The sequence below is a fragment of the Arminella tubonensis genome (assembly GCF_003240585.1).
Taxonomy (GTDB): domain Bacteria; phylum Pseudomonadota; class Alphaproteobacteria; order Rhizobiales; family Rhizobiaceae; genus Rhizobium; species Rhizobium tubonense.
Genome location: NZ_PCDP01000035.1, coordinates 630,913 through 643,608, shown reverse-complemented (window position 1 = coordinate 643,608; position 12,696 = coordinate 630,913). Strand labels below are relative to the sequence as shown.

Annotated in this window: 10 protein-coding genes; 3 read left to right on the top strand and 7 right to left on the bottom strand. The window is 60.4% G+C overall.

The window, feature by feature from the left end; genetic code table 11:
- Positions 1-62: 62 nt before the first annotated feature.
- The 3 genes from CPY51_RS14745 to CPY51_RS14735 form a co-directional block, all read right to left on the bottom strand.
- Positions 63-860 (bottom strand): ABC transporter substrate-binding protein, encoded by a 798-nt coding sequence (locus tag CPY51_RS14745; protein WP_111160935.1) that lies wholly within the window; start codon positions 858-860, stop codon positions 63-65.
- A gap of 78 nt (positions 861-938) precedes the next feature.
- The gene (locus CPY51_RS14740; protein WP_244598670.1) at positions 939-2,144 is read right to left on the bottom strand and encodes a pyridoxal phosphate-dependent aminotransferase; all 1,206 of its coding nucleotides are present in this window, start codon (positions 2,142-2,144) and stop codon (positions 939-941) included.
- Positions 2,145-2,339: 195 nt separating this feature from the next.
- Positions 2,340-3,116, bottom strand: coding sequence for an HpcH/HpaI aldolase family protein (locus CPY51_RS14735; RefSeq protein ID WP_111160933.1), 777 nt, complete (start codon positions 3,114-3,116; stop codon positions 2,340-2,342).
- Between the two features lie 135 nt (positions 3,117-3,251).
- Between CPY51_RS14735 and CPY51_RS14730 the strand changes: the two genes are divergently transcribed.
- Positions 3,252-4,343: an LLM class flavin-dependent oxidoreductase gene (locus tag CPY51_RS14730; protein ID WP_111160932.1), complete on the top strand. Its 1,092-nt coding sequence runs from the start codon at positions 3,252-3,254 to the stop codon at positions 4,341-4,343.
- 101 nt (positions 4,344-4,444) lie between these two features.
- Entirely contained in the window at positions 4,445-5,560 is a 1,116-nt protein-coding gene (locus CPY51_RS14725) for a Fic family protein (protein WP_111160931.1), read from the top strand.
- Between the two features lie 156 nt (positions 5,561-5,716).
- On the opposite strand, the gene CPY51_RS14720 is transcribed toward CPY51_RS14725, so the two are convergent.
- The 3 genes from CPY51_RS14720 to CPY51_RS14710 form a co-directional block, all read right to left on the bottom strand.
- A complete protein-coding gene (locus tag CPY51_RS14720) occupies positions 5,717-6,997 on the bottom strand; it encodes a cysteine desulfurase-like protein (protein ID WP_111160930.1) in 1,281 nt (426 codons plus the stop codon).
- A 307-nt stretch (positions 6,998-7,304) separates the two neighbouring features.
- Positions 7,305-8,027 (bottom strand): GntR family transcriptional regulator, encoded by a 723-nt coding sequence (locus CPY51_RS14715; protein WP_111160929.1) that lies wholly within the window; start codon positions 8,025-8,027, stop codon positions 7,305-7,307.
- A gap of 79 nt (positions 8,028-8,106) precedes the next feature.
- The gene (locus CPY51_RS14710) at positions 8,107-9,075 is read right to left on the bottom strand and encodes a DMT family transporter (protein ID WP_244598669.1); all 969 of its coding nucleotides are present in this window, start codon (positions 9,073-9,075) and stop codon (positions 8,107-8,109) included.
- A 114-nt stretch (positions 9,076-9,189) separates the two neighbouring features.
- Between CPY51_RS14710 and CPY51_RS14705 the strand changes: the two genes are divergently transcribed.
- Positions 9,190-9,963, top strand: a complete 774-nt coding sequence (locus tag CPY51_RS14705) for an AraC family transcriptional regulator (protein ID WP_111161015.1) — start codon at positions 9,190-9,192, stop codon at positions 9,961-9,963.
- Between the two features lie 93 nt (positions 9,964-10,056).
- Here the strand turns inward: CPY51_RS14705 and CPY51_RS14700 are convergent, their stop codons facing one another.
- Positions 10,057-12,615 carry a hypothetical protein gene (locus tag CPY51_RS14700; RefSeq protein WP_206607253.1) on the bottom strand — a complete coding sequence of 853 codons (2,559 nt, stop codon included), beginning with the start codon at positions 12,613-12,615 and terminating at the stop codon, positions 10,057-10,059.
- Positions 12,616-12,696: the final 81 nt, after the last annotated feature.

Below are 12,696 nucleotides of genomic sequence, written 5' to 3'. Positions count from 1 at the left end.
CGTCAGGCATCATGCCGGCCAATGGATGGCCGGCATGATGGATTTGCGGGTTGATCTTTTGATCACGCCTTGGGGATAGGCATTTCGGTAACCGTGGACGATGTCGCCGGTGCATCGCCGCCGAACCACTTCTTGTGGATCGTCTGCATGGTGCCGTCCTTCTTCATCGCCGTGATCGCGTCGTTGATCTTTCCGAGCAGCGGCGAATCCTTGGTCATCATCAGGCCGTACTGTTCGCCGGTCTTGATGCGGTCCTTGATGGCAAAGCCCTTCATCTTGACGAAGAGGTACTGCATGCCCGGTACATCGCTGACGACGGCGTCGACACGGCCGGCGCCGAGATCGAGGAACATGTCCTGCTGCGAGTTGTAGCCCTTGATGTCGGCAAAGCCGTCGGCGGCCTTGTTGTCCTTGACCCACTTCTCGCCGGTCGAGCCCGAGAGCACGCCGATGATCTTGCCCTTGAGGTCGGCTATGCCCTTGACGTCGTTGCCGTCCTTGGTGGCGACACCCATGTCTGAATCATAATAGGGCTGCGTGAAGGACTGCGACTTCAGGCGTTCCGGCGTGATCGTGATCGAGGAGATCGCGACGTCGATGCGCTTGGAGCTGGTGCCGGCAAAGAGTGCCTGGAAACCGTAGTCGGCAATCGCGGTGGTCATGCCGGCGCGCTTGGCGGCTTCATTGACGACGTCGACCTCGAAGCCTTCGAACGAGCCGCTGTCGGTCTTGTATTCGAAGGGCGGGTTGTTCGGGTAGGAGCCGACGTTCAGCGTGTCGGCGGCATAGGCAAAGGATGTTCCGCCGGCAATGCCGACGGCGGCCGCGAGGACCAACAGGTTGCGACGGGTGAAGTTCATTTTCTTTGTCTCCCTCTGGTTTTGCCCGCAGGTTTGTTGCGCCCGTGGGATATCGTCAGCCGCCGGTCGAGGCGGCTGTTATCTCATCGCGCCGACCATGCGGTCGAGTGCGGTGCGTATCTGCTCGATATCGCGAAAAATGCACATGCGCAGGAAGGCGCGCGAGCTGTCTCCGAAGAGATAGCCGGGCGCGAGGCCGACGCGTGCGGATTCGAGGATGCGGGTGCATGCGGCGCGGGCGTCTGCCTCGCCTTCCAGCGCAAAAAAGGCATACATGCCGCCGCGGGGCTTATCTGGAAGGATCATACCCGGGATCTGCGGCAGCTTCTCGTAAGCGAGGTCGAGGCCTGCCTTGATTTTCTGGCGAATTTCCTCGACCAGCGGCTCGCCGTCGCGGACCGCCGCCACGGCGCCTGCCTGGATCATGCCGGCCGTGCCGCTGTTGATATATTGGGTCATCGCCGCCAGCTGATCGGCAACGCCTGACGGATGCGTCAGCCAGCCGATACGCCAGCCGGTCATTGCCCAGGCCTTGGAGAAGCTGTTGATCGAAATCACGCGGTCGCCGTCCTCGGCGATCTGAAGGATCGACGGCGCGACCTTGCCATCGAAATAGAGCCTGCCATAGACTTCATCGGAGATGATCCAGATGCCGGTGCGGCGGCTGAAGTCGAGCAATGCCTGCATTTCCGCGCGCGTCGCGGTCCAGCCGGTGGGGTTCGACGGCGTGGAGAGGAAGATGGCGCGGGTGCGGGCGTCGCAGCGGGCGAAGAGCTTGTCGAGGTCAAGCCGCCAGTCGGTGTCGAAATCGAGCGACACCGGTCGTGGCTCGCCGCCGATCAGGTGAATGGCATTGTGAATGTTTGGCCATTGCGGCGCGACGTAGACGACGTTGGTGCCGACATCGACCAGCAGTTCGAGCGCGAGATAAAGCGCCTGCATCCCGCCTGGCGCCACGGTCGTGCGCGAAATCGGGATCGGACAGTCGTGAAGTCTGGACTGGTATTCGGACAGCGCCTCGTTGAGCGCGCCGAGCCCGCGCATGTTCGGGATATAGAAGGTCGAGCCCTCATCGAGTGCCTTCTTGGCGGCATCGCGGATGAAGGCTGGGGTGACCATGTCGCCTTCGCCATACCAAAGCGGAATGACATCGCCGAGTTCGCGGGCGCGCATGGCGAGCTCCGCAATGTTCTCCGTGTGGAGGTCGCGTATCTGCGCGCGAATGCCTTCGAAGGCATAGCGATCCGATGCTACGGGCGGGCTTTGCTGCGGTCGAAAAGACAATGAATTTCCCTTGAAGGCTGTGTCCGAAAGCGCCGGTTCGTGGCCGGTCGCAGCGTCAGGATTGTTCCTTATATTAGGAACGTTATCCAAAACGGGGAGCATTTCAAGGAAAAAGTTTGAAGCTTAAAAAGTCTCGCTTTTTGAAGTATTGATATGTTGTTTTGTTGTGCTTTAAGGCTATGAAATGATTACATTTTATACGACCGTGGCCTTAGTGGCGAGTTTGCGTGCATTAGCAGTTTTTTCGGCCACTGCCGACCCTAGAAACATCGTATCGCTGGCAAGCACGAAGAAGCTGATGCCGGTTGCCGACCATTCGGCGATATCATCCGTTGACGGCCTGAAAATTCCGACCGTGCGGCCGGCGGCGAGAGCTGTTTTCGTGATGGTGCGGATGGCGGCGTCGAGCTTGTTTTTTCCCTTCGGTCCAAGCGCGCCGATCGATACCGAGAGGTCCCCGGGGCCGATGAAAATGACGTCCACGCCGTCAACACCGACAATCTCGGCGATGTTTTCGAGCCCCTCCGACGTCTCGACCTGGATGGCGAGGACCAGTTCGTCGTTGGCCTTTGAGAGATAATCGGGAATGCTGTAGCCGTAATTTGCCGCGCGCCCCGGACCCACTCCGCGCTCGCCGACGGGCGGATATCGCGTCGCCATGACGGCAGCCTTGGCCTGATCCGCCGTGGAAACACGCGGGACCAGTACGCCCGCAGCACCTGCGTCGAGAACGGCCGCAATCTGTTCGGGCGCATGGCCTGGAACGCGGACAATGGCGGGTACGCGATGCACGTCGGCGGCGCGGATGAGATCCTCGATGCGCTCGCGGCCGATCTGCGAATGCTCCCAGTCGATGCAGAGAAAATCGGCACCGGCCCGCGCCGTAACCTCGATCGCGACCGGATGCGGGATGGCGGAAAATGTGCCGATCAACGGCTCTCGGTCGATGCAGCTCTTGCGGAAATTAGCCATGGAAGTCCCCGGATCGCGGCGTTTCGTCAGCCAATTGATAGATGCAAACCCGCCCGCTGCGAAGACGCAATCTATTTTAGACTTGAAATATTATTTGGTCGCCGTAGCGTGGCGCAAGAGGCGAGGAGGAACCACATGATCAAGGCACATCCGCTCAAGGGGCCGAACAGGCTGAAACTCGGGGTCTTTTCGACCAATGCCGATGGCGGGCTGGCGATCACCGATGTACCGGAGCGCTGGACGGCGAGCTGGGACGACAATTTGACGGCGGCGCAGATCGCCGATCGCGCCGGGCTCGAATTCCTTCTGCCGATCGCCCGCTGGCGCGGGTTTGGCGGGCGGAACCGGGTGCGCGAATGGTCGTTCGAGACGTTCACCTGGGCGGCGGCGCTCGCTGCATCGACCGAGCAGATCGGCTTGTTCATGACCGTGCATGTGCCGCTCGTGCATCCGCTCTACGCCGCGAAATCGCTGGCGACCGTCGATCACATCAGCCACGGCAGGGCCGGCCTCAACATCGTCTGCGGCTGGAATCCGAAGGAGTTCGGCATGTTCGGCACACCGCTGGTCGAAAAGGGCTATGATCAGGCGGCGGAGTGGCTCGAGATCGTCGAGCGAGCCTATGGACCCGAGCAGCCATTCGATTTCAACGGCAGCTACTACACACTGAAGGACGCCGTCAGCCGCCCGGCCAGCCTGCAATCGCCGCGACCGGTGACGATGAACGCCGCGTTCGGTGGTCCGGGAAGGGATTTTGCGGCGGCTAGCTGCGACTATCTTTTCACGACGTTTTCGGAAATCGCCGATGCGGGAAAGCATGCCGTGGATATCCGCGAACGGGCGGAAAAGAACGGGCGTGACGTCGGCGTCTATACCGTCTGCCATGTCGTCTGTCGCGAAAGCCAATCGGAAGCGGAAGAGTATTACAAGCGGTATGCGGTCGACATGGCCGATCACGAGGCGGTCGATGCGCATATGGCCGGAAAGAAGGAATTCTCCGGGTCTCATGATGCCGATGCGTATGACCGTTATCGGCAGCGCTTTGCGGGTGGCGCGGGCAGCTATCCGCTGATCGGGACACCGGAGAAGATCGCCGAGGAGATGATGGCTATTTCTGGCGAGGGCTATGCAGGCATCGCGCTTTCGTTTGTGAATTATACTCGGGAGCTGCCCTTCTTCTGCGACCGGGTGCTGCCGATTTTGAAGCGGAATGGGTTTCGGGTTTGAGGGGACGCGGAGACTAGGGTGGTCATTCACCGCATAATTTGCGGAGAATAATTTGACTATGCGGATAATCTTACGCATATTCTCCGCAAGGAGTGCGGAGAATGGCGCGTTTTATTTATGATCGACCCAATTGGCCGGCGTTTCGTTGGGATAGCGAACGGTTATCGCCCTTGCTGGGGGCTATCCGCCATCGGCAGGGTCGTCTGATCGGGCAGATGGAGTCGCTTGGGTTTCCGCTTCAGACAGAAGCGGTCATGCAGACCCTGACGGAGGACATCATCAAATCAAGCGAAATCGAAGGCGAGATCCTTGATCGCCAACAGGTTCGCTCGTCGGTCGCCAGACGTCTCGGCATTGAAATCGCCGGTCTCGTTCCGTCGGACCGGGATGTCGATGGCATCGTTGAGCTCATGCTCGACGCGACGAAGAATTTTCGCAAGCCGCTAGACGCGGAGCGTCTGTTCGGTTGGCATGTCTCTTTGTTTCCGGCCGGCAGAAGTGGCATGGCGCGCATCGCCGCCGGGGCATGGCGCGATGACCGTGCGGGCCCGATGCAGGTCATTTCGGGTGCGATTGGCCGCGAGAGGGTTCATTTCCAAGCGCCGGAAGCAGTGCGTGTGCGTCCTGAGATGCAGATGTTTCTCGATTGGTTCAATGCGGAAGGGCAGGTTGACGCGGTGTTGAAAGCCGCGCTTGCACATCTCTGGTTCGTCACGATCCATCCGTTCGACGACGGTAACGGCCGTATCGCCCGTGCGATCGCCGACATGGCGCTCGCACGTTCGGAGGCTACCTCGCAGCGCTTTTACAGCATGTCGGCGCAAATCCGCATCGAGCGAAAAGTCTATTACGATATTCTGGAGAGGAGCCAGAAGGGGGATCTCGACGTCACCGAATGGCTGGAATGGTTTCTCGCCTGCCTCGGTCGGGCCTTCGAGGGCGCGGAGACGACGCTGGCGTCAATTATGGTGAAGGCACGGTTCTGGGAGAAGCATGAAGTAACGGATTTCAACGCGCGGCAGCGTAGCATGTTGAACCGCTTGCTTGATGGTTTCGAGGGGAAACTGACCACCACGAAATGGGCGACGCTGCAAGAATGCTCTGGGGATACGGCGTTGCGGGATATCGATGGCCTAGTTGCGGCGGGGGTTCTACATCGCGAGGCTAGTGGGGGGAGGAGTACGAGTTATGCTTTGAGGCTAGCGCAGACTGGCTGACCCCGAGCCTAGTGACCCCTCTCTGTCGGCCGGGCCGACATCTCCCCCACAAGGGGGGAGATCAATATGACGCGACTCTCGGCTCCAGCAATCTCCCCCCTTGTGGGGGAGATGCCCGACAGGGCAGAGGGGGGTTACTTGGCGAGAGGCCTACTATTACCGATGCCGAGCAATAATCTCGCCCAATACCTGGTCAAACCGGGCTGCTTCCTCGATCTTGTTGTAGTGGACCATGGAGATGCGGAGCGCCCCGGATTCCATTGTCAGGCCGAGGCGCTTCATCAGGCGGGGGGCGAACATGTGGCCGTCGCGCAGGCCGATGCGGGCTTCGCCCATTTCCTGCGCAATTTGCTGCGGGGTAATGCCCGGGATATTGAAGCAGATGGTGGGGACGCGGCCGGCGACTTTTGTCTCGTCGGAGATGCCGTAGATGACGGCGCCGTGGCGCTTGAGGATCGACAGCAGTTCGCGCGACAGGGTCATTTCATATTCGCGGATGGCGCCCATTGCTGCGACCAGGGCCTCGCGGCGCGAATGCTCGCCTGATGGCAGGAAGCGGCGGCCGAGGGTTTCGAGATATTTCACCGCGGCGTTCATGCCGGCGACGTTTTCATAGGTGAAGGTGCCGACTTCGATCTTGTAGGGGGGAACGTCAGGAATGAAGTCTTCCTTGAAGGTCGGCAGCTTGACCAGCGCGTCGTAGCGGCCCCAAAGGAAGCCCATGTGCGGCGAGAAATTCTTGTAGCCGGAGCAGACCAGATAGTCGCAGTTCCAGTCCTGAACGTCGATCAGGCCGTGCGGACCGTAGTGAACGCAATCGAGGAACACCTCGGCGCCGGCGGCATGGGCGAGTTCGCCGACCGTCTTGACGTCGACGATGGTGCCGATGGAGTGGGCGGTGACCGTGCAGGCGACGAGGCGGGTGCGTTCGTTAAGCAGCGGCTTCAGGTCTTCGGTGTGAAGCGTGCCGTCCTCGCGCATGCGCCACCAGACGATCTTGGCGCCATCGGCTTCCAGCGCCATCCAGGTGGCGATGTTAGCGTCGTGGTCCATGTCGGTGACGACGATCTCATTGCGTGTCTGCAGCATCTTGGCGATGCCGAGGCTGACGAGCCGGATGAACGAGGTGGCGTTGAGGCCGAATGAAATTTCCTCGGGGCGATAGGCGTTGACGAGCAGGCCGACGGTTTCGCGGGCTTCGTCGAGATTGCGGTCGACGCCCTGGCTGTGCTGGTATTTCGCCATGCGCTGGACGTTGAAGTCGATCAGATGGTTTGCCACTGCGTCGACAACCGCCTGGGGAACCTGCGCGCCGCCGGCATTGTCGAGAAATACGAAGTCGCCGGACTTCTGGATCGCCGGAAACATGCTGCGGATTTCATCGACGGGAAAGCCGTTTTCGCCGGTGAATTTTAGATTGGAAACAGCAGCGCTCATGACGGGTCTCACTTAACTAGGGGTTCGTGATCATTTGATCACAAGATATTTGAGAGTTCAACTAAATTTATCGAGTGGGGCGATGTCGATGTTTTTCCGACGTGGTCGTAGGAGGATGACGAGGTATCGCTTCGTCCCCTTCTCCCCTAGGGGAGAAGATGTCCGGGGGACAGATGAGGGGGAGGAGCGAAGCGACGCTTTGAGCGCAAGCGAAGAGCAATAATTATGATGCCGTGCCGCCCCCTCATCCGCCCTGTCGGGCACCTTCTCCCCGAGGGGAGAAGGGGATAGGCAAAATCGCGCCGGATCATAACTTCGCGGCTGAAGCCCCCCTTGAACGGGGTTCCTCCTCCCTCGGGCAATAATCGCGGAGAATCTCGTGGGTGCGGCGGATGTCGTCGATGACGCCGTCGCGGGCGCGGTTGAAATCGCCCGATTTCAGCGCGTCGATGATCGCCAGGTGCGGATCGGCAGGGTCGATCTCGCCGGTTCGAATCAGCGGTTCCACCGAGGCGGACAGCATGCGCATGTAGGGGCCGAAGCGGAGCCAGAGGGTCTCGATCAATTGCAGCAGCACTTCGGAGCCTGAGGCGCTGTAGATCGTGAAATGGAACTGCTGGTTCTTGGCCATCAGGCCATAGATATCACTGTTGCGGCCGATCGCGCGCTGCTCGGCGGCGATGGTCTCGAGCACGGCGATATCCTTTTCGGTCAGGCGTGGGGCTCCGAGCTCGGCCGCTAGGCCCTCCACGGCGATGCGGGCGCGGCAGAGGTCGTCAAGGCGCGCGACCGTGACGATCGGAATGCGGGCCGAACCATTGGATGCAACTTCCAGCGCGTTTTCCGCAGCCAGCCGTCTCAGCGCCTCGCGCACCGGCATGTTGCTGGTGCCGAAGGTCTCGGCGAGCGACGCGATCGTCAGCGTCTGGCCGGGATCGAAGCTGCCTGCCATCAGGGCGTTGCGGAGCTGCTGGTACACCCCCTCCTGGATCGTCGTTCGGGATGACACCGGTTCCAGGGCAATGCGCACGCGCGGTTCCTTTTCGTTTCGTCGATTCTGTCAGACACAATATCCTAGAGCGAAGCGTTCTCGGATGGAACCGCCGTGCTTATAGTTCCTCGGTTTCCCAGGCTGCCTGATCCGCATGCGGAACCGGTTCGCCGCTTGCGACCTTGGCCTGACGCAGGCCGATGCCGACGCCGAGCAAGGCCAGCCCGCCGCCGATAGCATGATAGAGGTGCAACTGCTCGCCGAGGATCGCCCAGGCGAGGACCGCCACGACGATCGGCAGGAGATTGATGAACAGCGCCGTTCGCGCCGCGCCCAGCCGCTGGATGCCCATCATCCAGTAAAGCGGTGCGATCAGCGACGTCGGGATTGCGGCATAAAGGACGAGAGAGAGGTTGGCGGAAGTGATCGGCGAAATCGTTCCCATCAGCCAGACCGGCAGGAGCAGGAGCGTCGCAAAGCCGATCTGCCAGAACAGCTGCTGCCACATGGAGAGTGGAATCGTCCAGCGCTTCAGAAGCACGCCGTAGAGCGAATTGGCAGCAATCGCCACCAGCATCAATCCGTCGCCGATGTGGAAGCCGCCGCTGAGAAGCGTTGCCGGCTGTCCGTGCGAGGTCAGGTAGACGAGGCCGGCCAGCGACACGGCACCGCCTGCGAGCCTTGCTGCCGAGAGCCTTTCCCCGGCAAGGATGCTGGCAAGCACTGCGGACATCAGCGGCATCAAGGCCAGCATGACACCCATGTTGACGGCAGTCGTCGTCTTCGCGGCTTCATAGGCAAGGCTCTGGTAGATGACCATGCCGAGCGCGCCCAGTGCGGCAAGCTTCCACCAATAGCTGATGAGGACGGTGCGGTTTTGCCAGGCGGCTTTTCCGATGAAGGGAATGAGCACGACGAAGGCGATCAGCCAGCGATAGAACGAGATGGAGCCCGGCGAGATCACGCCGGAGGCTGCCTCTGTGACCACCACATTGCCGGACCAGATCAGCACCGTCCAGAGCGGCGTCAGCGCTGCGCCAAGCGTCACGGGCTCCGCGGTGGTGTAAATGGTTCTGTCGGTGCTCACGGCTGCGATCTCCAGGGGAGGCGGGCATCATGCGGTCCTGTTGGTGTCGCTTTTAGCTCTTGTCCGAATTATGGTATATAGTGAATTTCGGAAAGCCAATTGTGGAATGTCGCCATGCCGCCTGTACTGCCCCGCCTTGAGGGAGATCCACCGCAGCCCGTCTCGTTCAGGACGGAAAGCTACAAGGGCGGCACGTTTTTTCCGCCGAAGCGTCAGAGCTGGGGGGAGCTCAATTATTCGCTGGTCGGCGTCGTCGAATTCGACATCGAAGGCGTTCGCTATCTTTCGCCTCCGCATTACGCCATCTGGATGCCGCCGGACACGATGCACGAGGCGTGGAACCAGCACGATGTTCGCTATGTCACCGTCTATGTCGAGCGCGCCCTTTGCGCTGGCTTGCCGGAAAGTCCACAGACGCTAAGCATCAGCCCCTTGCTGAAGGCAATCCTGGCGGATTTTGCGGCACGGGACATTCGTCTGCCGGTGAGCGAAGAAGACCTGCGGCTGGCCCATGTGCTGGTCGACCAGATACGGCTGGCGCGGCGATGCGAAAGCTATCTGCCACTGTCTGGCGACGCGTTGCTTGAGCCGGTGCTGAGCGCGCTGCAGGCAGCGCCTGGTGACCGGCGGTCGCTGGCGGAGTGGGCACGGGGAATGAAAACGACCGAGCGGACGCTTTCGAGGCGCTGCCACGACGATCTCGGCATGTCGTTCAACGAATGGCGGCAACGGTTGAAGCTTGTTGCAGCACTCGCGCTGCTCGAAGCCGGCGTCCCGGTGCAGGAGATAAGCCGACAGCTCGGCTATGGCAGCGCCTCGGCGTTCATCGCGATGTTTCGAAGGCTGACGGGAACCAGCCCGACGCAGATGCGCGGCTCTGAAGGTTGATCGGCCCGATCTCAGTTTGCTGAAGTCGGGCCGATCAGTTTTGGGTTCAAGCCATGCCGCGTTTCTGACAAATCTCAGGGCACGTTTTGACCATTAATTCAGCGCTACAGTCGACTGCGGTTTGTCGCGGCCGAAGTTCTGCAACTCGATGTCGGTGATGGCGATCTTGCCACTTTCCCTCGGAAAGCTGAGCTTCAACTGCTTGAGCTTTGTGGTGTCTATACCCTGAAAGGCCTTGAGCGGGATGGCCACCATGTTCAGCAGTTCTCGCACCTGACCGTCGTTGAAAGGCGTGTCGCTGTTGTCATCGACCATCGGCATTCCCTCAGCCCTAGGGCGCGGTGCATTGTAGAGCGCGTCGCTGTAGTCGCTGGCCGGGATTTTTGCTTCATGGCCGGCGGTGTCGGTCAGCGTCACCTCGACTTCCTGGCCGAAGGGGCGAACCACCGCGATGCGGAAGGTCAGATAGTCGTAGCCGGCGGCAGACGAGCCGCCAAGGTCGGTGGTGACCGATGCGTTCGGCTTCGTCCAGACAAGCTCGGCATGTTCGGCGATCGACATCAGCCCCCTAGCAGGGCTAAAGTAACTACCAAGTGTATATTCAAAGTCCTGAAGCCGCGAAGGTGTGCAATTGCCGCCCGTCCGGTATGCTCCATAGGGCATGTCGCATCGGGCTGTGACATCGAAGTCCTTAAGTACGAACGCTCCGCCAAGCAGATTTGTCGAGATGCTATCGTCTGCGTCAAAGCGCTGGATGACCTTGCGCCGCGTGTCGCCCTTCTGGATAGAAAGCAATACACGGGTATCGCAGGTATCCGTCCCGGATGGGCAAGCGGCAGGCGGCAGTTGCGCAGTTCCGTTCCAATAGGCGGCAAATTTCTGCTCGCCGCCGACGTGGTAGCGCATGAACGAGCTGATGACGAAGTTGCCGCCGCGGCGCTGATCTTCCGCGGTCAGGCGAATGCTGTCCTTCCGACCGGCGTTGCAGTAGTTGTCGACGCCCATCCGATCCCAGTTGGCATGGTCATCGCCCGTCCAAACGGTATTGTAGAAGTTGTGGTTCGTGCCCTTGACCAATATCTGGTAGCGGGGTGCTCCATCAGTATCGGGGCCAAAGCGGTTGTGATCGAAGGTGCGAGCTCCCTGGAGGTCATTCACGTCGCCGTCGCAAGACGGCAGCAATACTGCGAGAGGCACATTGTTGATGGCGAGATTGCCGTCAAAATCTGTCGGCGCCAGCATAAAAGCGCCTTTGAAGTAGTAGGGCGGAGTGGTTTCGGAGCCTGCAGCGAAGAAGATATTGCGATCAATTAGCGCCGCCGCCAGAACTGCGGGATTTGTGATTGGGTCGCCATAACTTTCGAGCGCAGCCTCGGCGATAGCTGCTGACGAGGAGGTTGGGGTCAGTCCGAAATTTTCCTCGATAGACTCGGGAGTAACATAATCGGCAAAAATTCCCCAGTCGAGTTTCACTCTGGCCATAAAAGCGTCGAATGTCGTGATTGGCTTGGGAAGGACGGCGGCTACCAGATCCGGATAGGCAGCGGCTAGGGCAGGGGAAGGGTTCTTCAGGGCAGCGGTGAGGTCGTCGATGCCGATACTGTGCCTGGTCGCGTTGAATTTCACGGTATTCGAAATTCCCTGCCCACCACGCGAATGGCCCATGATGCCGATGCGCTTGAAGTCGAGTTTGCCCTTCAGCGGGGCTAGCAGGCCCGGGTTGCCGTCCTTGTCGACCTGACCTCGCGCGTCGATCTGGCGCAGGCGATCCAGTGTGCCCAATACCAGCTGGGCGCGCGACTGGCTGCCCGGATCGCCTCCGCTGGCGTCGCCATTGATGCGGTTGGCGTCGATCGACAGCACCACATAGCCGTGCGAGGCCAGATCCTTGGCCATGTAGTCGTAGCCCTGATAATTGGGGGCATTGGCGTCGTGCTGTCCATGAAGGAAGACGATGATCGGGTATCGTGACGGGGCCGGGGCTGTCGGATCCAGCGCTGCCTGCGGATAACGCAGCCAGCCCTTGACCGGCGCGATGATGATTGTGTCGTCGCTGAAGGTCGAGACATTGCCACCGGTCGCCGCAACGAGATTGCCCAGATCGTAAGAGAGCGCCTCCGACGCCTGGAAGGTTGCCCCTCCTGTTGTATCCGGCGCCACTTCGGAAAAGCGGGCCATGCGCGGCTGGAGGATGATCGGGGCTGCGACGACAGGTTTGGCTGTGGAAGGTACGGCTGGCGGACGCACATTCTCTGTCTCGGCGCTTTCCCTGGTCGGCGGCGACCGCGTCTTGCCGGCTACAGGCGCGCCCACTGCAGGTTCGATGGAGGGAGCGACTACACCTGTTTCGCCGCCGCCTGTAACAGGCGTCGATTCGGTATAGGGGACCACGACAACGTCACCAATAGCGGCTTCGGAGGGGATTTGCGAACCAGGGGCTGCCGCTGCAGTCTGGATATTTTGCTGCGTGTCGAGCGCAGGCGTCGTTGCAAAAGTCAATGTCGGTGCGGTGTCGGCAGCGAGCGTTGGCACCGGGACGGAAGTTGGACCTTGTGCCGCTTCTTGTTCGACGTTGCTGCAGCTTGCCAAAACGCCAAACAGCACAACAAAGAGGCACGCGCGAGGCGCACAGGGTTGTCTCCGTAGTTTCATGCTGAATACTCCAATATGCGCGATTTTGACCGGGGGAACGGTCGGGCGCGGAAAAAATAATAAAATAAAATCAGTGGGTAG

Excerpts from the sequence above, each read along its gene's own strand:
- CPY51_RS14720 (WP_111160930.1), bottom strand. The coding sequence starts at position 6,997 with ATGAGCGCTGCTGTTTCCAATCTAAAATTCACCGGCGAAAACGGCTTT.
- CPY51_RS14730 (WP_111160932.1), top strand. The coding sequence starts at position 3,252 with ATGATCAAGGCACATCCGCTCAAGGGGCCGAACAGGCTGAAACTCGGG.
- CPY51_RS14700 (WP_206607253.1), bottom strand. The coding sequence starts at position 12,615 with ATGAAACTACGGAGACAACCCTGTGCGCCTCGCGCGTGCCTCTTTGTT.
- CPY51_RS14735 (WP_111160933.1), bottom strand. The coding sequence starts at position 3,116 with ATGGCTAATTTCCGCAAGAGCTGCATCGACCGAGAGCCGTTGATCGGC.
- CPY51_RS14725 (WP_111160931.1), top strand. The coding sequence starts at position 4,445 with ATGGCGCGTTTTATTTATGATCGACCCAATTGGCCGGCGTTTCGTTGG.
- CPY51_RS14705 (WP_111161015.1), top strand. The coding sequence starts at position 9,190 with ATGCCGCCTGTACTGCCCCGCCTTGAGGGAGATCCACCGCAGCCCGTC.
- CPY51_RS14745 (WP_111160935.1), bottom strand. The coding sequence starts at position 860 with ATGAACTTCACCCGTCGCAACCTGTTGGTCCTCGCGGCCGCCGTCGGC.